Annotated in this window: 21 protein-coding genes, 1 pseudogene and 1 CRISPR repeat array (1 of these 23 only partly in view); of the genes and pseudogenes, 13 read left to right on the forward strand and 9 right to left on the reverse strand. The window is 68.8% G+C overall.

What is annotated here, in order from left to right; translation table 11 throughout:
* The 3 genes and pseudogenes from D7231_RS32120 to D7231_RS32130 form a co-directional block, all read left to right on the forward strand.
* Window positions 1-116, forward strand: a pseudogene (locus D7231_RS32120) (IS5/IS1182 family transposase); the annotation flags it as partial.
* 185 nt (window positions 117-301) lie between these two features.
* Window positions 302-1042, forward strand: a complete 741-nt coding sequence (locus D7231_RS32125) for an RICIN domain-containing protein (protein WP_242000035.1) — start codon at window positions 302-304, stop codon at window positions 1040-1042.
* Between the two features lie 329 nt (window positions 1043-1371).
* The gene (locus D7231_RS32130) at window positions 1372-1794 is read left to right on the forward strand and encodes a hypothetical protein (RefSeq protein ID WP_120759444.1); all 423 of its coding nucleotides are present in this window, start codon (window positions 1372-1374) and stop codon (window positions 1792-1794) included.
* 13 nt (window positions 1795-1807) lie between these two features.
* Here D7231_RS32130 and D7231_RS32135 read toward each other — a convergent pair.
* Window positions 1808-2645, reverse strand: a protein-coding gene (locus D7231_RS32135) for an IS5 family transposase (RefSeq protein WP_391475896.1) whose coding sequence is annotated in 2 segments (ribosomal slippage) — window positions 1808-2455 and window positions 2457-2645 — 837 coding nt in all. Because the reading frame shifts where the segments join, the coding sequence is not laid out codon by codon here.
* A 666-nt stretch (window positions 2646-3311) separates the two neighbouring features.
* Here D7231_RS32135 and D7231_RS32140 point away from each other — a divergent pair.
* The 4 genes from D7231_RS32140 to D7231_RS32155 all read left to right on the forward strand — a co-directional run bounded on the left by D7231_RS32140 (window position 3312) and on the right by D7231_RS32155 (window position 6055).
* On the forward strand, window positions 3312-4787 hold the full coding sequence (locus tag D7231_RS32140; protein WP_120759448.1) for a helix-turn-helix domain-containing protein: 1476 nt from the start codon (window positions 3312-3314) through the stop codon (window positions 4785-4787).
* A 144-nt stretch (window positions 4788-4931) separates the two neighbouring features.
* Window positions 4932-5426, forward strand: a complete 495-nt coding sequence (locus D7231_RS38595; protein ID WP_158673860.1) for a methyltransferase domain-containing protein — start codon at window positions 4932-4934, stop codon at window positions 5424-5426.
* A complete protein-coding gene (locus D7231_RS32150) occupies window positions 5314-5613 on the forward strand; it encodes a hypothetical protein (RefSeq protein ID WP_199739505.1) in 300 nt (99 codons plus the stop codon). Before D7231_RS38595 ends, D7231_RS32150 begins: the two co-directional genes overlap by 113 nt.
* 232 nt (window positions 5614-5845) lie before the next feature.
* Window positions 5846-6055 carry a hypothetical protein gene (locus D7231_RS32155; protein ID WP_120759455.1) on the forward strand — a complete coding sequence of 70 codons (210 nt, stop codon included), beginning with the start codon at window positions 5846-5848 and terminating at the stop codon, window positions 6053-6055.
* Between the two features lie 73 nt (window positions 6056-6128).
* Here D7231_RS32155 and D7231_RS32160 read toward each other — a convergent pair whose 3' ends face one another.
* From D7231_RS32160 to D7231_RS32170, 3 genes are all read right to left on the reverse strand, one after another.
* Window positions 6129-7067 (reverse strand): sigma-70 family RNA polymerase sigma factor, encoded by a 939-nt coding sequence (locus D7231_RS32160; RefSeq protein ID WP_120759457.1) that lies wholly within the window; start codon window positions 7065-7067, stop codon window positions 6129-6131.
* A gap of 10 nt (window positions 7068-7077) precedes the next feature.
* Window positions 7078-8268 carry an NAD(P)/FAD-dependent oxidoreductase gene (locus tag D7231_RS32165; RefSeq protein WP_120759459.1) on the reverse strand — a complete coding sequence of 397 codons (1191 nt, stop codon included), beginning with the start codon at window positions 8266-8268 and terminating at the stop codon, window positions 7078-7080.
* A gap of 114 nt (window positions 8269-8382) precedes the next feature.
* On the reverse strand, window positions 8383-8946 hold the full coding sequence (locus D7231_RS32170) for a hypothetical protein (RefSeq protein ID WP_228775640.1): 564 nt from the start codon (window positions 8944-8946) through the stop codon (window positions 8383-8385).
* A 103-nt stretch (window positions 8947-9049) separates the two neighbouring features.
* Between D7231_RS32170 and D7231_RS32175 the strand changes: the two genes are divergently transcribed.
* Window positions 9050-9457, forward strand: a complete 408-nt coding sequence (locus D7231_RS32175; RefSeq protein ID WP_120759463.1) for a hypothetical protein — start codon at window positions 9050-9052, stop codon at window positions 9455-9457.
* 171 nt (window positions 9458-9628) lie between these two features.
* Complete coding sequence (locus D7231_RS32180; protein ID WP_120759465.1) at window positions 9629-10648, forward strand: YaaC family protein; 1020 nt, start codon at window positions 9629-9631, stop codon at window positions 10646-10648.
* Window positions 10649-12210: 1562 nt separating this feature from the next.
* Here the strand turns inward: D7231_RS32180 and D7231_RS38600 are convergent.
* Window positions 12211-12552 (reverse strand): hypothetical protein, encoded by a 342-nt coding sequence (locus D7231_RS38600; protein ID WP_391475856.1) that lies wholly within the window; start codon window positions 12550-12552, stop codon window positions 12211-12213.
* A 132-nt stretch (window positions 12553-12684) separates the two neighbouring features.
* On the opposite strand from D7231_RS38600, the gene D7231_RS32200 reads away from it, so the two are divergent.
* Complete coding sequence (locus D7231_RS32200) at window positions 12685-12957, forward strand: hypothetical protein (protein WP_120759469.1); 273 nt, start codon at window positions 12685-12687, stop codon at window positions 12955-12957.
* Between the two features lie 3 nt (window positions 12958-12960).
* Window positions 12961-13398, forward strand: a complete 438-nt coding sequence (locus tag D7231_RS32205; protein WP_120759471.1) for a hypothetical protein — start codon at window positions 12961-12963, stop codon at window positions 13396-13398.
* Between the two features lie 11 nt (window positions 13399-13409).
* On the opposite strand, the gene D7231_RS38205 is transcribed toward D7231_RS32205, so the two are convergent.
* A complete protein-coding gene (locus D7231_RS38205) occupies window positions 13410-13532 on the reverse strand; it encodes a hypothetical protein (protein WP_277875667.1) in 123 nt (40 codons plus the stop codon).
* Here D7231_RS38205 and D7231_RS38605 point away from each other — a divergent pair.
* The gene (locus tag D7231_RS38605) at window positions 13515-13610 is read left to right on the forward strand and encodes a hypothetical protein (RefSeq protein ID WP_390671164.1); all 96 of its coding nucleotides are present in this window, start codon (window positions 13515-13517) and stop codon (window positions 13608-13610) included. The two genes, D7231_RS38205 and D7231_RS38605, sit on opposite strands and share 18 nt — an antisense overlap.
* Before the next feature lie 76 nt (window positions 13611-13686).
* Here D7231_RS38605 and D7231_RS32215 read toward each other — a convergent pair whose 3' ends face one another.
* Together D7231_RS32215 and D7231_RS32220 are read right to left on the reverse strand one after the other, a co-directional pair.
* Window positions 13687-14568, reverse strand: coding sequence for a PhzF family phenazine biosynthesis protein (locus D7231_RS32215; RefSeq protein ID WP_120759473.1), 882 nt, complete (start codon window positions 14566-14568; stop codon window positions 13687-13689).
* 547 nt (window positions 14569-15115) lie between these two features.
* Complete coding sequence (locus D7231_RS32220) at window positions 15116-15421, reverse strand: DUF1330 domain-containing protein (protein ID WP_120759475.1); 306 nt, start codon at window positions 15419-15421, stop codon at window positions 15116-15118.
* Between the two features lie 188 nt (window positions 15422-15609).
* Between D7231_RS32220 and D7231_RS32225 the strand changes: the two genes are divergently transcribed.
* The gene (locus D7231_RS32225) at window positions 15610-16512 is read left to right on the forward strand and encodes a LysR family transcriptional regulator (protein WP_120759477.1); all 903 of its coding nucleotides are present in this window, start codon (window positions 15610-15612) and stop codon (window positions 16510-16512) included.
* Between the two features lie 454 nt (window positions 16513-16966).
* Here the strand turns inward: D7231_RS32225 and D7231_RS32230 are convergent, their stop codons facing one another.
* Window positions 16967-17944: a hypothetical protein gene (locus D7231_RS32230; RefSeq protein WP_120759479.1), complete on the reverse strand. Its 978-nt coding sequence runs from the start codon at window positions 17942-17944 to the stop codon at window positions 16967-16969.
* A 765-nt stretch (window positions 17945-18709) separates the two neighbouring features.
* Window positions 18710-18750: a CRISPR direct-repeat array (repeat unit 28 nt; unit sequence CTGCTCCCCGCGCCTGCGGGGATGGTCC) (it continues 353 nt past the right edge of the window).

Below are 18750 nucleotides of genomic sequence, written 5' to 3' on the forward strand. Positions count from 1 at the left end.
TCTTCGCGCGCATGAAGAACTGGAAGATCCTCCGTGACTGCCGGCTCAAGGGCGACGGCGTCTTCTGGGCCACCAGCGGCGTCGCCCACATGCACAACCTCGCCCTCGCCGGCTGACCCGAGCCCAGAACTCCGCAACACCCACATCACCGCAGCACAGTTACGGAGTTACGAGAAGATCTCTAGGCGCAGAGGGAATGTACATGCATCACGGATGAACTCCGTTCTCAAATAGGACAGTTGAGGGAACTTTGGCGGGCTGCCCGAGAGGCGGCGGATGTGCGTCCTCGCGGGGGGGCTATGTGGATCACCTGCTCGGGAAACTCGCTTACCTGCTATATGTGGACATCATTGCCTTAGCGGGCAATTGGCAGGTGAAGTTTACAGAGGCCGCGCATGTTGATAGATATGTGCAGAAATTTCGACCAAGGAGACTTGTGAACACGCGATTTGGTGTGGCTGCGAAGGTGTTTGCGGCCGCATTCTTCACCGCTGCGACTCTTATTGCTCCGTCGGCTCAGGCGGACGAGGTGGAGCCGCCGGCCATCGAGCTTCCACCTGCCGTGTCCGACCTGGGCCTCAAGGGTGGCAACTCCATAGTGGCAGGCAGCAGTCGGCTGACGGCCGCCTTCTTCCAGAACGGATTCTCGAAGAAGTGCCTTGAGGTGCGCGGCGACTCGAACGCCAATGGGGCTATCGCCAACCAGTGGACGTGCAACCGGTCGGCGACCCAAGTCTGGGGGATCACCGAATACCGGGATCGATACGCCGGGTTCAACCTCTACAACGGAAACTCCGGTAAGTGCCTGGAGATTCGAGGAGACTCCAAGGCCACTGGAGCGTTGGCGAACCAGTGGCAGTGCAATGACTCCGCCACTCAGGTCTGGAGGTTCCACCCGAGTGGAGACGGAGGATACTACATCACGAACGCGAATTCTGGTAAGTGCCTGGAGATTCGGGGTGACAAGTGGATTGACGGTGCCACGGCCAATCAGTGGACGTGTAACGGCTCCGCGTCTCAGGTCTGGTACCTGTTCACCTGACCTGGATCGTTGACGGCATGGCCCCTCCCTGGCTGTTCGGAACAGTCAGGGAGGGGCCGTTGGGCTCGACCGCCTAACAGTAGTCCGTTAGCACTGTCGCACCTCGCCCGACGGGCGCTGGCGCCGAAAGCAGTGCGGACCCGGCCGGCACTGCCTGCCTCCCCAGCCCCCGCAGCCCTGGCGTGGGTCGTCTCAGACCGTCCCCATCGGGAACGTTCTAGAGGGTGTCCGGCGGATCGTGGGCGGGTGACAGGGGTGCCGCTGAGGGTCTGATTCAGGCGGTGAGGGATGCTATGACCTGAATCGGTACAGATGTAGGGAGGTCACAGGTGGCGACCCCGCCGTGGTGGGAGGAACTGGTCGGCGTCAGCGAGGTCCTGGCGAATGCTGACCGTGCCGAGGTTGAGGGCTGGCGAGGCCCTGCGGCGGACATCGTCGGGGAGGACGAGGATGACGTTCCGCCGCTGACGGTTCGGCTGGGAACTCTCGGGAGGGTCTTTGGCGAACGGTCGGCCGAGTTCACTCTGGAGCAGAGCCAGCGGGTACTCCAACTCTTGGAGCAGATTCAGGCGGAGGGCAGTGATGAGGACGGCACGGCTGTTGCTACCGGGTTCTTCGAGGCACTGCTGAACGCCTGGGACAAGGGGTTCGACCTCAGCTCTGTCTGGGCGGACACGGGCCCGAAGTCCCGTGCCTACTGCCGCGCCTGGAATGACTTCACGGGCGTCGAAACACCGGGCTGGATGCGCTGAGCTTGTCGGGCAGTCATGCTCGGAGCCAGAGCCGGATGGCTGCGACAGTGACGGTGCCGTGGAACACGTAGGCACGCTTGTCGTATCTCGTGGCCACGGCACGGAAGCCCTTGAGCTTATTTATGGTGCGTTCAACTTCATTCCGGCGTTTGTATGCGGCGCGGTCGAAGCTGGGCGGGCGGCCACCGGCCGAGCCGCGAGCCACGCGGTGGCGGGCCTGGTCCTTCTTCTCCGGGATGGCGTGGGGGATCTGGCGTCTCCGCAGGTAGGAGCGTATGCGGCGGGGCGAGTACGCCTTGTCCGCGCTGATCACGTCGGGCCGGGTGCGGGGGCGCCCGCCGCCTCGACGATGCACCCGAATCTGCTCGACGACGGCCTCGAAGACAGTGCCGTCGTGAGACTGGCCCGGCGTGACGAGCAGGGCCAGCGGGCGCAGCCTACCCTCGCAGGCGAGGTGGATCTTACTGGTCAGCCCGCCGCGCGAGCGCCCGAGCCCTTCGTCCGCACGATGGTGGATTGGCACCCCTTTTGGCCCGCTGACGGGTGCCGCCTTGCGGGCGCCGGCGGCGTGCTGGTGAGCGCGGCAGGAGGTGGAATCCACGCCGGCCTGGCTCCAGTCCAGGCGCCCCTCGGCGTCCGCATCGGCCTGGACCGCTGAAAGTCATCCGCTCCGATCGCCTGCTGGCGGATGAGCCGTACGAGTTCGGCCGCCCGCGATCCGGCACGCTGTCACTGCGTATCGGGGCCCGCCGGCCAACTGCCAGGGAGCGCGGCGTGTGTGACCTACCAGAACCCGATGGCTCGAGGGGGCAACTCGTGTCTATTGGTGAAGATTTCAGGTGCCCGGGCAGACGAAACGAAATGTGTCCTGCGGGAATCGCCAAAAGGCCGGTGATGGCCCATTTGGGCGATTCGGTTCGCATCGTGAGATCTCGTTAATGTCGCGCTTGGGCGCGTGCAGGGCACTCACAAGGCGGCGAAACCTGGATCCGAGGCCCTGCACGCGGTCAAACCATCAACCAGTCGAGAGTAAAAGGATCCTGTAAATGACCTGTTCCCCCCGACGGCCGCGCGCCGGCCGTGCTGACCGTCCGGCGCGTGGTGGCTCCGACAGTAGCAACCCGCGCGCGACGAAACTCTCCCTTACCCGGCTGGGCAAGGCTGCCCTTGTAGTGTTTGTCTGCCTGCCTGTCCTCGGGGTTGTGCTGATCACCCAGGGGCAGCTCCACGTTCAGGTCCCGCCCGAGACGGTCTACGCGACCACCGCCGCCCTCCTGGGTGCGGCCAACGGTGGCTTACGCCGCGGCTATCGCAGGCAGTAGGCGTCAGAGGGGGTGTTCGCATGAATATGCGAACACCCCCTCTTCCTCTGCCTTGCAGCGCAACGCGACGAAATGCGATTCCGCGAATCATCCGGCATTGACGCGACAAAATCCCGGCCTGATCCGTGGGAACTCGGGTGAAGTCGCGACGCAACAACCCGAACTGAACCCTTTTCGTGACAGGACCCCAAAGCCGTGAACCCCGTTTGCGAGCACTGCGGAAGCCCTCTGCCCAGCACCGGTGAACCGAAGGTAGGGCGACCTCAGAAGTACTGCAGCACCGCCTGCCGTCAAGCCGCCCACCGCCAGCGGAGAAACACCACCCCGCCGGCCCCCGCCGACCTTCAGGCAGCCGACACTCACTGCCGCCCCACCGACACCCCACAAGAGCCGGCTGCCCCACCGGCCCTGCGTCCCCCACCCCCCGCCCGACGCCCACAGGCCACCGGCGAAGCCGACGAAGCACTCGCGGAGATCACCCGCGACATCCAGGAAGAGCTACGCGCCCTCCAACGCAGCCTGCCCACCGCTGACCCCACCGACCTCCTGCGCCTCGCGACCCGGATACGTACCCAGCTCGACGGCCTGACCGCGGCCCTGGTCGGCCGCGCCCGCCACCGCCGCACCACCTGGAACCGCATCGGCCACATCCTCGGCATCAGCGAAGACACCGCCCGCCACCGCTACACCGACCACTACATCCTGCGCCGCCTGAGCGAACTCACCCGCATGAGCTCCCCACCCGCCACCCTCAAGGACCTCTACACCGCCCCCGCCCCCCGCCACCAGCCCAGTCCTGTACCCGTCCCGCCCCTCGGCAGCATTCACGCCCGCCCTCGACCCGCCTTCAACAGACTCGCCCCCGTCCTATCCATGCTCGCCCGCACGTCCCAGAAGCCCATGAAAGAACTCAGCGAACGCACCCGCTGCTCCGCCTCCTACCTCTCCCGCATCCTCAACGGAGAGCGCATCCCCACCTGGGAACTCACCGAACGCTTCGCCCGTGCCTGCGGCGCCGACCCCGCCGTCCTGCGGAGCGTGTGGGAGACCGAACGCCTGCGCAGCAACAGCCCCCTCCTCGAAACCGAAGACGACGACGAGGGAGACGACGAGGATCCCCACCGAGCCGGCGCCCGTCTGTTGAGAGCGCTACGGACCCTGCACGTGAGAGCCGGACAGCCCACCGCGTACGACATCGCCACCGCCGGCAAGCACCAGCTCACCGTCACCCTGATCACCGCCGTACTCGAGGGCATCCGATTCCCCGGCTGGCGCGATCTCGTCAGCCTCCTGAACGTCCTGGGCGGCGACATCAGCTACTTCCAGCCCCTCTGGGAAGCCGCCGTCAGACCCGCAACACCCCCCACCGAGACCACCCCAGCCGCGCCATCACCTCACCCCGAGCCCAGCTCGCCCCCGCAAGATCCATCGTGCGGCCATCCCATCGTGTCCCCCGACGCATCCGGCAGCAGCAGCACACGGGGGCAACAAGCCCCTCCCGCCTTCAACTCAGCCGGCTTGTGCGAGGTCATCAGCTCCTACCGCGAGGCCCTGGCCGACCAAGCGGCCTTGCTCGAATCCCAGCGGGAACGCCTCTTTCACCGTATCGCCCAGCGACGCATCAGCGGAAACCGCATCCCTCGCGGCCTGGGTGTGTTCGCCAACCCGTAGTACTGCCAGATCAACGCGCCCCGCCAAGGCCTCATGGCTCTTGCCCGGGACACTGCCGCTTCTCATGATCAAGGGGATTTGCCGCACGCGTCGAGCCTCCCGTGGGGAGCCGGGAGGTGCGACGCGACCCCACCTCGAGGGACTATGAAGGTCCTGGAGATCGGCGCTGGCGCCGGCTGCAACGCATCCCTGATCACCGCCATCACCGGCGCTGAGGTCGTCACCATCGACGTCACCGAGGCCATCGTCACCGAAGCCGCCAGGGCCGCCGATCGGGCCGGGGAGAAGAACGTCACCGCACTGACCGCCGACGGCTACTTCGGGCACCTGGTCAAGGGTCCCTACGACCAGATCGTGGTCACCTGTTGGCGTCACCGGCATCTCCCCGCACTGGCTCGACCAGCTCGCCGACGACGGGCACATCGTCGTCCCCGTCGCGCACGGCGGCTTCCACCCCACCCTGTCCGTCACCCGCGGTGGCGTCCGCCTGCTCGGCCGCGGGGTGATGTCGAGCGACTTCATGTCAGTGGCCGGTCCCCTATACGCGTGGCAGGACGGGCAGACCCCGGCCCTGACCGAACCGTTGGAGCCTCAGCCGCTGACCACGGGGGAGAACACCGGCCTCGTCCTGGACGGTGACGCCTACTGCGACCTGTGGTTCCACCTCGACACCCGAACCGGCCGCACCACCCGTGCCTACATCGACGGCCTTGATGCCGCCCAGGGCATGGCCTGCCTGCACGAGCCCGACCACGGTACTGCCTGGATCCGGCGGACCGGCTACCTGCATCATGTCGGCGACCAGGGTGTCGCCCCGACGACGTGACCGGCTGGACGGGCGAGCAGCTGGATTAGGGCGCGGCTTTGATCACGGAGTTCGGCCGGGACGGGGCTGGCGGCCGGGCGCTCTACGAACCGCGCCTGGGCGACTGCAGCCATTTCGACTGGTCCAGCGACACCCTCTGCTCCCGCCCGCCGTGCTCCCACACCGGCCGTGGAGCTGCCTGTCCAGGCGTCCTGTCAGCCGTTCGAGTGAAGAACTTGCGTACCCCCTATCGGTGGTACCCGTCAGCTTCACGGTCTCGATGCTCCCGAAGAAGGGTGGCAGCGGGACAGAGATCAAGCTGGTGATCCCGAACGAGGACATCTCCGTACAGAAGGAGACCGCTTTGAAGAAGAATCTGAAGTCGAAGCTCAACGACGGACTGAAGGCGAACGGCTGCGCGACCGCGTCCTGGACGGGCCCCGGTCCTGGCCTGCGCCGGTAGTCTCCGTGGCGCGCTTTGATGGCTGCGCTGGCGCCTCGCTCCGGCTCAGGTCACTGGATTGCGGTGGCTCTGGTCACCATGCGTTGATGACCGGCGCGTCGGGTTCGTGCTGCCGCCAGGCCTCGTTGAGGCGCGCGAGCCGGTCCGCGGCGGCGATGCCGCGCAGGGACGCGACCTTGCCGTCGCTGACTTCGAACGCCACGGCGCCCACGACCCGGTCGTCGACCACGGCGACGACGGCCGGGGAGCCGTTGACCAGCGCGATGTGGAACGCAGGGGAGCCGCCGGCCAGCCGCCGCTTCGCCGGAGTGGGCTTGAAGCCGGCCCGCACGTAGGAGGCGACACGCTCGCGCGTCTTGTACCGCAGCAGCCGCCTGGCCAGTCCGGCACCGTCCGAGACCGCGATCACGTCGGCGGTGAGCATCGCCACCAGCCGTTCGGTGCGCCCCGACACAGCGGCGTCGAGGAACTCCTCGACGATCCGGCGCGCGGACGCGGGGTCCACCTCGCCGCCGCCGCGGCGCTCGGCGGCGACCCGGCGTCGGGCCCGGTGGACATGCTGCTGGCTCGCGGACTCGGTGATGCCGAGGATCCCGGCGATCTCGGCGTGCGGGTAGGAGAAGGCCTCGCGCAGGACGTAAGCGGCCCGCTCGACCGGCGAGAGGCGCTCCATGAGGGTCAGTACGGCCAAGGACACCGACTCGCGCTGCTCGAAAGTATCGGCAGGGCCGAGCATGGGGTCGCCCTCGAGGAGCGGCTCGGGTAGCCAGTCTCCGGCAGCGCGCTCATGGCGCGCCTGCGCCGAGCGGAGCCGGTCGAGGCAGAGATTGGTGACGACCTTGGTCAGCCAGGCCTCCGGCACCTCAATACGTTCCCGGTCCGCGGTCTGCCAGCGCAAGAACGCGTCTTGCACGGCGTCCTCGGCGTCGGCCGCCGAGCCGAGCAGACGGTACGCGAGCGAGGCCAGCCGGCTTCGGCTGGCCTCGAACCGATCGATGGCTGCGCTGTCCATGCGGAGCAGCCTATGCGGCGATCTTCACGCCGGCCTGGTCGGGCGTGGTGGCCAGGCGGTGCTTGCGCTTCGGCATGCCGAAGGTCGGGTGGGCGATGCTCCACCCGGCTCCCTTGAGTACGCCCGACTTGAGCCGCGCGGCGGTCCGGCCGCCCAGGTACCAGGACTTCGACTGGACGTCCCCGTCCACCATCTGGAAGATCGCGTCTCGCCGCCCGAGGCTGATGTGGTTGCCGTAGTACTTCAGGCCGGTGGTCGGGACCTTGCCGCCCGTCAGGCGCGCGATGATCGCGGCGGTCGCCTGCATGTTGGTGAAGCCGGCTGAGGCGCAGGACATCGGCAGCGGCCGGCCGTTCTCGCCGATCGCGTAGGCGCAGTCACCGGCGGCGTACACGTCCGGGTGTGAGACGGAGCGCATGGTGCGGTCGACGACGATCTGGCCGGTCTCGGCGACCTCCAGGCCGCTGGCGGCCGCGATGGGGTGCACGGCGAACCCGGCCGACCACACGGTCACGTCGGCAGGGACGGACCTGCCGTCGGCGGCGATCGCCTGTGTCGGCTCGACAGCTTCGATGCCGGTGTGCTCGTGGATGGTGATGCCGAGCCGGTCGAAGGCCTGGCGCAGGTGATGGCGGGCCTTCGGGGAGAGCCAGGCGCCCAGCTCGCCACGGGCAGCGAGCGCGACCGAGAGGTCGGGCCGGGACTCGGCGAACTCGGTGGCGGCCTCGATGCCGGTCAGCCCCTCACCGACGACCAGCACGGTGCCGCCCTCGCCCAGGCCGGCCAGGCGCTCGCGCAGATGCAGCGCCGAGGACAGTCCGGTCACATCGAAGGCATACTCGGCCACGCCGGGGACACCATGATGGGCTACGGAGCTGCCGAGCGCGTAGAGAAGCGTGTCGTAGGCGAGCTCACCGTTGCCGTCCTCGCCGGTCACGGCGACGGTCCTGCGCTCGGGGTCGACGCCGGTGACGCGCGCCAGGCGCAGGTGCACCCCGGTGCCCGCGAATACGTCGGCGAGCCTGCGGAACGCAAAGTCCTGGCCGACCGCGAGCTGGTGGAGCCGCATCCGCTCAACAAAGTCGGGCACGGCGTTGACGACGGTGATCTCGGTGTCGGCGGAGGAAAGCCGGCGGGCCAGGTTACCGGCGGCGAAAGCCCCGGCGTATCCGGCGCCGAGTACGACGATGCGGTGCTTCATAGCGTGGCTCCTGTCTCGTTCGCGTGCCCCTTGAACGAGACGGCGCCCCGATTGCTGACAGGAGTCGACTGTGACGTGGGTCACTTAACGGTTAGCGGCGTTGCGGCTGCGACGTCACGCGGGGGCGGGCTGTGGTACTTCGAGGGCGTCGGCTACCTTGCGGGCCATCGCGGCCATCGCCGGCGGGAGGTAGCCGTCGAGGGCGTCGACGTCGTCGCAGAGCTTGGCGCGCAGCCCGTGCAGGCACGCCTCGGTGAACAACTGCTGCGGGTCGTCCTCGGGCTTCAGCGCGCCCCTGGCATGCTGCTGGCCCCACGCATACCCCAGGCGCCCTTCGCGGTCTTCGGCTCCGGGAGCGGGGTCGCCCAGCATCCCGGCGAGTTCCTGCCGGTCCGACTCCCGTGGCCCGGCTGCCCGGGTGCGCTGCTGCCTGGTCTGCAGGTACGAATCCAGGGTGCCCAGGGGCATGCCGGTGCGCTGGCAGTACGCGGCAATCAGCATGGAGGCCATGTTCATCGTGTCGGCCGTGTCCGTGGCCCGGTACAGAGTCATCCGTTTCCACGCGCGTGCCTGGTCAGGCTCGGAGTAGCGCAGCACCTCCTGGCAGCTCATGACCGCCTCGGAGACGAGCTGGTGGACCGCGCGGCGCAGCGGCTCGGGCATCGGGGTGTCGTCCATGGCCGCAGGCTAGGGCCCGTAAAAGGTCAAAAGGGACGCGACAAGCCGCCCGTTCCGCCACATTGGTTAAGGCGAACCGTCAGGCCGTCCATGAAGAGGGGGCGTGGCGGATCCGAGGGGTGGGGACCACCAGGCGCAGGCACGCTACTTCGCACCGCTCGCGGTGCTGGACGGTGAAGTCCTCACGGGGCGGCAGGAGGAGTTGGCGCAGGCGGTGCTCGAGGCCGTGCTTCTGGCGGGCCTGCGGCCGTACAACGCCGAAGCGGCAGCGGACGGCGAGGAGACCGGCGTCGGCCTCACCCCGTCCCCGGGCAACAACTCTGCGCTCCGGGTGGTGTGGCAGCAGGACGCGGCCGCCACCGCGCACCTGCCCACCGACCTGTGCCACGCCCAGCAGGCCGCCATGCACCAGGCGCTGCGCACGATCCTGGCGGCTCACCGGTTCTGGATCGAAGACGGCCCCTTGGGCGAGGCCCCCCTTGTACTCGGCCGGACCCGCCCCGGCCCATGATGCGAGGCAGAGCTGAGCCTTCCGGAGCCACATGCGCGCACACGACACCGCCCTTAGCCGGAGGGTGCTTTCACTGCAGAGACGATCAGCAGGCCGAGGCGCTGATCTGTGGCGAGGACTCTGGAGGCAGCGGGAACCTCTTGCGCAGGGCCTCTCGGGTAGCGTCCCGGCATGGATGTGGATGCTGGTCTTGCGTGGGAACGGTTGCGGGCGAGCCGGTCGGAGCCGCCTGGCAGGGCCGGCGCCGGGGCCCGGCGCAAGACCTTTGCCTCGGCGCTGGAGCAGGCCGAGCAGATGTTCCGCGCGGCCGCGGTAGTGGGCCCCTCCACGCGGCCGCTGCAGGTCTTCTACGGGCTGAGCCAGGCCGGCCGCGCCATCGCCGCGGCCGCGTGGCAGCTCAAGAGCGAGAACTGGCGGCTGGAGTCGCACGGCATCAAGGCCACCGGCTTCCATAAGGCGTTCGCCGACATCGAGGTCCGAACCGACCCGCCCGGCTCCCAGGGCAGCTTCGTCCGGCTCAGCGAGCTCCTGCAGTCACCTGTCTGGGAGAAGACCCCGGTGCGCCTGGAGAGCCTGTGGGACACGCTCCCGGTGAACCTCAAACACCCCCTGACAGGCGGGAATCGGTTCACGCCCCTCTTCGCAGATCACGAAGGCATCTATGGGGAGGACCACCCACTGGTTTCTGTTCCGGTGTGCAACCTCCCGGCCCGCGTTCTCGACGCAGGCGACCGCCTGGCGCTGGACGACTACCTGTCCGCCTTCCCGAAGGCCGCCAGCTACGACAGCTACGCCCGCGCCTCGGCCGAACCGGACGCACTGCCGGACTTCACGCGTTACCGCAACGGGCGGGGCCAGCTGCAAATGCACTGGCGCATGCCTCATGGAGGAGCGGCCACGGCGGCTGAACGAACGGAGTACCTGCGGTCCATCACCCGCACCTACCTGGGGAACACGTACTTCTTCCCCGTCATCGCACCGCTGTCGAGAGAGCTCCACCCGCTGATGGCATGGTGGGCGGTCCTCTACGTGCTCTCGATGCTCGCCCGCTACGAGCCCGCGACCTGGGCTGCGCACATCAGCATCGACGGCAGTCGTCACGCCGTCCCCATCGAAAGACTCCTCGAACGCGCCGTTGCCGAGCTCCCCACGGTCATCGCCGACACCCTCGACGACATCGCCGCCAGATGACGGAACCAGTAGGCAGGCCCTGCACCTCTCGAGACTGCTCACCACCGAGCAGCGCTGCGCACTGCGGGACGTCGTCGACAGCTAGGGCAACAAGGTCCCGGCGGGTGAGGCTGACGCCATGCCGCAGCCGTGACATTGCACTGACAGCGTTCTGAAACGCCTCGTCAAGGGTTCGGGGCGGTGTCAGTACCGTGACGTCGTTCGATCGGTGGGGGCGGGGGTGGGGCCCTAACGACCGTAGAGCTGCTCCGGCCCCTCGGCGTGGCTGTTGTCCAGGCACTCGGAGCCGCCGGAGGCTCGGGTGGATCAACATCAGGTGGCCAGATGAGTAACGGCGCCGGGGGAGGAAGCACCCGGTCCGGCGTTTACCGCTATGGGACAACGGGGTTCAGCTCCGGTCTGGAGTGTCACCTCGTTGAGCTCCGCCGTGGGCAATGCCGGCGGCAGGGGGTCTCCAGGCGGCACTGGCTGTGGCGGTGACCCGGCATTCACTGTCTACGGGCAGGGCGGTGCCGGTGGAAGGCTCGCAGGCAGGTGCGACGGAGCGGCCAGCGGGGACGGGGGCAACGGCGCCGTAGTGATTACCTGGCTGTGACGAGCCCGTCGGCAGGACCGGCGTGATGGTCTCCGACACTTGATCCGGCTGAGCAAGTCGGGTCCGGGCCCTTCGGCCCGGACCCGACGAAGCAGGACCGCCACCGGCCCCATCGCTCATGCTGCCCAGCCGAGTCCGAACGCGGCGAGTTGCGCGAGCTTGTCGTTCGTGAGCTTCCCGCGTCTCGTCTTACTGTTCGACAGGAATACACCCAGCTTCACCGCGTGTGCGATCTCTCGGTTTCGTGACAGTGGTGTGAGAGACAGCTGGCCTTGATGTGTTGTTGCTGGTCGGTGGGCGTTTCGGGGTGTGGGTTCACTGTCTTGGGGGTGAGAGATCGGGCGGGATCGCTGTCCTGGGGGTTATCGCATGGGGGGGATGCTGTCTCAGATTCGTGAGTTCTGATCCACTGGCTGGTGCGTGGTTGGTGTGATCGATGGATGGATCCGGAAGAGCATGACCCGTCCTCGGAGGGGTTGGTCGGCGGTTCGGACGCTGGTTTGCCGGCTGTGTCGGTCCGGGCGTTGCGGGGCCCTGCGGTGCGTCGGTTGCTGGCTTTGCGCAGGGAGGGGAAGCTCACCACTGGGCATGTGAGGTCGACGGCGGACGCGCTGGGTGTGCGGGAGCGGGCGGTGTGGCGGTGGCTGGCCGCCGCCGAACAGGACGCGGCCGCGGCGCCGGGAGAGCGTGCCCGGCACCACGGGAGGTTCACGGTCACCCCCGAGATCCGGGCTCTGCTCGGGCTGTGGAAGGGGAACGTCGCCGCTGTCCACCGTGAGCTGACCGCTCGCGCGACCAGGGGTGAGGGGGAGCCGCCGCCGTCCGTCCCGACGTTGCATCGCGTGATCCGGCGTGATCTGACGCCGGGGGAGCGGGCAGGGCTGGCCGGTGGTGAGCGTGAGGCCCGGAAGCACGATGTGTTTCTGGCCCGGCCGCGGGGGTGGCGGAACCAGGTGTGGGAGGCCGATCACGTCCAGGCCCCGGTCCTGGTCGATGTCGAGGGCAGCACGCGGCGTCCGTGGATCACGTGGTTCGTGGATTGCGCGTCGAACGCGGTCATGGGGGTGGCGGTCACGCCGGGCCATCCGTCGCGGGATGCGGTCCTGGCCGCGTTGCGCGCGGCGGTGGTACGCGAAGCCCCGTTCGGGCCGCAGGGCGGATTGCCGGAGAAGATCCGGGTGGATCGGGGCGAGGACTTCCTGTCGAAGACGGTGACCGCCGCGTGGCCGCCGTGCTTGCCCTTGCGGGCCGCGGCGTCGAGCCCTTCGAGGGCCGACTCCCGGATGTTCTCCCGCTCGGTCTCCGCCATCGCGGCGAAGAAACGCGAAGAGCAGACGGCCGGGCCCGCTGGCGTCGTACATCCCGGGCAGGGGTCCCGTCGCCGCCCTCAAGGGCTGGGCAGCGCGCCGCGACCGCCTCCCCCGAGCGCCGCGCCGACCTGTTGGCTGTCGCCTGGTGGTCGGGCACCCGCAACGTCGCCGAGCTCGCCCGGACCGCCGACATCACCGGCGACACCGTGTACGACGATCTGAGGTCCCGGGGCATCGAGCCCGAGGACCGGACCGCCGCGACGGAGCGGCCCCGGCCGCGGTACGAGCCGTTGCAGGCCGAGGCCGTGCACGAACTCTCCGAGCCGGCTGCGCAGGCGCTGCTGCCCGCCCCCGCCCCCGCACAACTGGCGGAGGAGACTGTCCCGCTGGCCCGCGCCGCCTGACAGATGAGCACTGCCTACGACCGGATGGCTGTCCTGCTCGGCGGGAACGAGAGCGGACGCCACGTCGAGATGGCCGAGGACCTGGCCGGCAAGCTGCGCGACGCACTGCGCCACGCTCACGCCCACTGGGCTTCGCTCCGGAGCACCGACCGGCTCGCCGCCCGTACCGCCGCGCGCGATCTCGACCTGCTCGACTCCCAGGCCGTGGCCGGCGGCGCCACCCTTCAGCTGTCGCTGCCGATCGGCCGCTCCATCACTGTCACGCTCGGCGAGGAAGACTTCCGCAGCCCGAAGGAAGGATGGCCCACCGTCCACAGCGACAGCGAGTTGCTGGACGCCACGATCAGCGGCGCCGACCACGCCGCCATCAAGGACGCCCTCGACACCATCACTGAAGTCCTCACCGCGCGCCTGCGGGAGGACGCCTTCGAGACGGACTGAGACCGAGTCACTCAGGGCTCAAGCGCCGCGAAGGCCTCGACGCCGCCCGCGCCCGAGGCCGCGTCGGCGGCCGTCCTCGCGCCCTGGCCTCCGAACAGATCGCCGACGCCCGCATCCTGCTCGGCGCCGGACAAACCCGAACCGCCGTCGCCGCCAAGCTGCGCGTCTCCCGATGGACACTCAGCCGCGCCCTCGACACCGCGTCCCGCTGACGGCCGCCACCGGGTGCCGACGCTTGACCGCAGCGGACAGCCCCAGCCCCGTGCGCGGATCGCAGAAGAGGATGGTCTAGTGGTCGCCTCGGTGTCCGTCGCGGACCACCGCCAAGCCGCCGACCCGGGTCGTGATGCCCGCCGGCCCGCGTCGGGCCGAAGCAAGCACGCTGGCCGGTCGACCGAGGCTGTCACCCTGCTCCACCTCGATCGCGACCGTCTGCGCCCCTGTCGTGTCGAGCAGGTGGGCGGCCAGGCAGCCGGTGCTGTTGGCGTTGGCGACATCCTCGTCGACACCGATCGCCGGCGCGAACATCCGCGCCGCACCCGGCCGGTCGCCCACCGGCGGTACGTACACGAAACAGCCGAGGAGCCCGTACCGCCGGCACGCCGCTGTCAGCCTGCCGAGGTGTGGGCGGACTCGGAGCAGCGCCGACCGGTCGTGGACCGGTACCAGCATGCGTGGTGCGCCGGGCGCGGCGATCCGTGGCGCGTCGGCCGGATGCAGGTCGTCCGCGGTGAGCCCGAGCGCGGCGACGATCGCGGCGCGCTCGTCCGGTGCCGGGTGACGCAGCGCGACGAGGCCCTGGTCGAACCACACCTCGATGCCGGCGGGGCGGCGGATCGCGACGGTGTCGAATGTGCGCCCGCCGGTGTGCTGGCGGTCGTTCAGCTCGCCCAGCGCGGTGCGGGTCAACCGGACGGCCTGCGCGGCAACGGTGCCGTGGCCGCAGCCGGACAGTTCGGCGGTGGCGGTGAAGAACCGGACCGGCCGGCCACCGTCCGGCGTCCGCCCCGGGCCGAGGAACGCCGCGTGCGAGGTACCGGCCGCAGCAGCGACCGCACGCCGGTCCGCGTCCGTCGCCGCCGGGTCGTCGTCGGTGACGGCCGTGGGGCTGCCGCCCCGGCCGTCGCGCCGCACACACACATCAACCACCGTGACATCCGGCCAGGACATCGGCCCCCCCTTTGACGCTCAACGAACCGGCAACCGCGAACGGCGTTCCGCCGATAGCCGGACCCGGCCGTAACGGCCGACCGAACGCATCCCGGAGCGTACCGTCCTGCCTCATCCAGGCGCGCCCCTGGGCTACTTCAACAACAGAAGAACCGCAGATCGAAACCCCTCGAAAGAGGTCTTGACCTGCGGTTATTCAAACTGTACGTCAGTACTCTGAGTAGCCCCGACGGGGCACACGGCAGATGAATGCAGGATGCGCCCCTGGTCATCGAAGCCTTGTGCTCGCTGGACCGATCTGTCGCGTGAGAAGCGGTTCGCGGTTGGCTTCGGGCGAGGGTGAGTTTCGTCGACGAGGTCAGCGAGACAGTCCAGCCGGCCCGGACGTCGCGTCGCTTCTTCGATCCGCCGGACAGGGATCAGGCCGTCGAGGATGTCGACGACGAACTGGGACGCAGGGCATGGTTTCGAACTCGTCTCGTGAGCCGTCGTTCAGCACCGTGTGCATATCAGGTGACGGATGCTCAGCGATGGCTGGGCCCGCCGGTCAGCCGATGCCTTCGATGATGCGGAAGTCGCGCTCGACGCCGTCGGGGAGGGCCACCAGCGCCTTCTGGTATGCCTCGCTCTCGTATGCCGCGACGGCCTGTTCAAAGCTGTCGAACTCGATCAGAACGACGCGTTGCGTGATTCCGGCCTCGCGGGCGACGACTCGACCGCCACGGGAGGGGATCCGGGACAGGGCGCGCCCGCCCCCAGCCTCGACAGCCGGACCGGCCAGCTTGTCGTAGGCAGTCAGCGCCTCAGGGTCGGAAATGGCGGGGTAGACACTGACCCAGTAGCCCTTAGCCATGGAAACCTCCTGTGTTCGGCCGGACACGTCCGACTTCGAATTGACACTCAGATCGATCGATCCCGGCGACGGGTACCGCGGTCAGTTGAACCGTCGTATGCGCAGGTTAGGGCTTGATGTGCGGTCGGGGGAAAGACCGGTACGGGATAGGCTCAGAACGGATCGTTATCAATCGGCAGGGAGGGCACGTGGCGCCGGATACGGTGAGCCTGCGGTACTTCCTAGTGCTGGCGCAGGAGTTGAACTTCACCCGCGCGGCCGCACGGATCGGTATCGCACAGCCCGCACTCAGCGCCCGGATGCGCCGATTGGAGGCGGAACTCGGTACGGCCCTGCTGGTCCGCAACACGCGGAGCGTCGTATTGACCACGGCCGGTGCGGCTTTGGCGGAGTCCGCGCCGCCCGCGCTGGCGGCGCTGGACCGGGCATGGGACACCGCCCGGAGCGCGGCGGCCGGTGAACTGGGCACGCTGCGCATCGGATACAGCCTCAGCACGGGGGCCGAGACGGCACCGGCCCTGGTGGACAGGCTGATTCGCAGCAGTCCCGGACTCGAGGTCGGCGCGGTCCCGATGGCAACACCGGAGATCTCCCCCGCGGTCGCCGACGGCCGCATCGATGCAGGGATCACCCGCGGTGAACAGCCGGGCCGTGGCGTGCGCCGGTTCCTGCTGCGGCGTGCGCGGATCGGCGTCCAATTGGCGCAGCACCATCCGCTGGCCGAACACCCGGAGATCGAGATCGCCGCCGCGGCCGCGTATCCGCTGCGACTCCCCGACCGTGCGGCCAACCCCGTGATCCACGACCAGTTGGCCGCATTGTTCCGCGATACCCGGCCACACCCCCGATTCCACACGCCCACAGTCTCTTTCGACATGTCACAGCGCGACCTGCGCGACGGGGTCACCCTCGCCCCGGCCGGCGAGGCCGCCGTCACGGCATCACCGCCCGGCATCACCTGGCGACCGCTGCACGGCGCACCCAGCCTGACGATCCACCTGGTCCTCCCACGCGAACAGTCGCCACTACACCGCCGCGTCCGTGCCGTCGCCAAAACCCTGGCGCACGAACTGCACTGGCTGCCGGACTGACGGGCAGCAGGTCATGCCAGGCGAACTTCCGCGGTGGCGAGGCCGAAGACCTTGCGGCACTCCCACGCCCCGCACTCCGCAGGTCGTCATCACCTTCCCCACATGCGGCTGTATCTGCACCGCTGCACCGCGTACGGTGGTTCGAGATCACGGTCACGGGCGTGGATGCGGATACGCGTACGGTGGACGGATCCGAGTCGTTGACCACCAGCAAGGTCGTGCTCCCCTTGACTGTCGAGCAGGCCGAGGCCTTCGGGTTGCCGGAGCCGCCGCGTTCGGCGAAGCCGCTGTGGTGGTCACCATTCGGGTAGCAGTGATCCGGGGAGCGGGGGCCGTAACGGCCGCGGTCCGGCGCAGGTCCCCGCACCCGGGCGATCACCTGTGCAGCGTGTGTCGGCGGGATGCGTGGTACCAGAGTGACTGCCTTGCCGCGTGGTACCGCGCGCCGCTCGGCTCACGCGAGCCTGATGGAGATGGCCCATGAAGTGATCGATGCCGCATCGGCGACCATGTGGTCCTTGGACGACACGGTCACGAGCTGAAGGCCGCGGTCGAGATACGGATGTACGTTCCACAACAGGCTGCCCGCGCCGGAGTAGTGGACGCGTGCGCCGGCGCCGCTGAGCGCCCACGCGCCGTTGGGCGGGGCGGACGTGGCGGAAGGATGCTGCACGCCCCCTGTGGTCCCGGCGGTCGCACGTGCCAGAACCGTGCCGACCGGGAGCGACGTCGGGATGCCCACGACGTATCCGCTGATGCGTGCCGGGTCGGCGACCTGGTGGTCCTTCGATCGTACGGTCCAGGTTTTCCCCGGTTCGCCGTAGTTGACGGCTTCATCGGGGTACGAGGCCGTGGCGATGTTGCCCTGCCCTGTCCAGTGCACCTGGAATCCGCCACCCAGCAACGTGCACTGGTCCGACGGGAGGCGCACGGTTACCTGTGGGGCGGACTCCGGATCGGGGCTGGTCCGGCGGCCGCTGCACGACGCGACCCAGGAGCGCAGTTGGTCCTTGCTCACGCCGTCGATCTTCATGCCGATCGCGTATCCGGTGAGTTCGTGGGCCTGACGGGCGTTCACGTGGTCCTTCGAGGACACGATCCAGGACGAGAAATCGGGGCTCGGGTAGGAGGCGGTCAGATAGGCGCCGTAAGGGTATTCCGCGCCGGTCGCACCGCCGCCGATGGCGATCATCGACGGGTCCTCGACCGGGACCCAGTGGTCGGTCCAGATGCTCCGGGCCGGCGCGGCCACCGACTGGAAGATCGCCAGGGTGATCCGGCCACTCGCGTCGTGGTATCTGCCCACCTCGACCGAGCGCGCTCCGTCGGGTCGGGGCGGGTGGGCGGCCGCCGTGGCCGGGCCGCCCAGCAGGGCACCGAGCAGGGCCAGCAGGATGCCCGATACGGGCAGTAGGGCCTTTGTGCGTCGCATGGTTCTCCCTCCGCGTGCCGGTACGTACGTCCGGACTATGGACCGGTCGGTCGCCTCCGCGGAATCCCCAGATTTAGGGAGTGGACATCACCAGGACGCGGCGTCGGCGGCCGGCTGCTCCACTGCCGCGATCACGCTGCCCGCCCCGTCCTCCGCCCCGATGCGTGCGGCGACCTCCTCGGTGGGGGCGCGGTGGGCCGGGTCGCCGGTGGCCCGGCGGATCGTGGCGGCGAGGCCAGCTGGCGGTCAGCCGCTGGTACGGCAGCGGGTCCGGAGCCACGCTCAGCGCGGTCAACCGAGCAGCCCGGAGCGGCTGGTCGAGCCGGACCGGCACCGCTACGGCCGACAGCCCGGCCGCCCTCGTAGCCGCCCCGCTGATGCCGCTTCTTGAGCTGAGGATGACGACTACGGGTACTTGGCAAGCCTCGCCGCCCGGCTTGAGGCATGGCCGCTTCTTGAACGGCTCGTTCATAAGGCCGAGGAGAGGAGCAACTCCGACGTTCGTGAGGTTGCGCGTCACTACAACGAATCCTACGGACCTATGTGGACAACACGGCCGAGGCTGGCCAGTTCGAACCTGTGATGTTTCGGTGCCGCCTTGTTCACGACAAGATGGGCGAGGGACCCCCGAGCCGCCGTCAGTACCCTGTTGAGGGAGTGAGGGTGAGCGAATTATCCCGAGAGTCTGATAGATGTGGTCTGTCTGATTCTTTGCGAGTGAGTAAAAACCGGCCTGGGCTCTGGTAAAAGCCCTGGTCATCGAGCCTGCTCCCCGCGCCTGCGGGGATGGTCCCGTGGTTGCCCTT

The organism is Streptomyces klenkii (genome assembly GCF_003626645.1).
Taxonomy (GTDB): domain Bacteria; phylum Actinomycetota; class Actinomycetes; order Streptomycetales; family Streptomycetaceae; genus Streptomyces; species Streptomyces klenkii.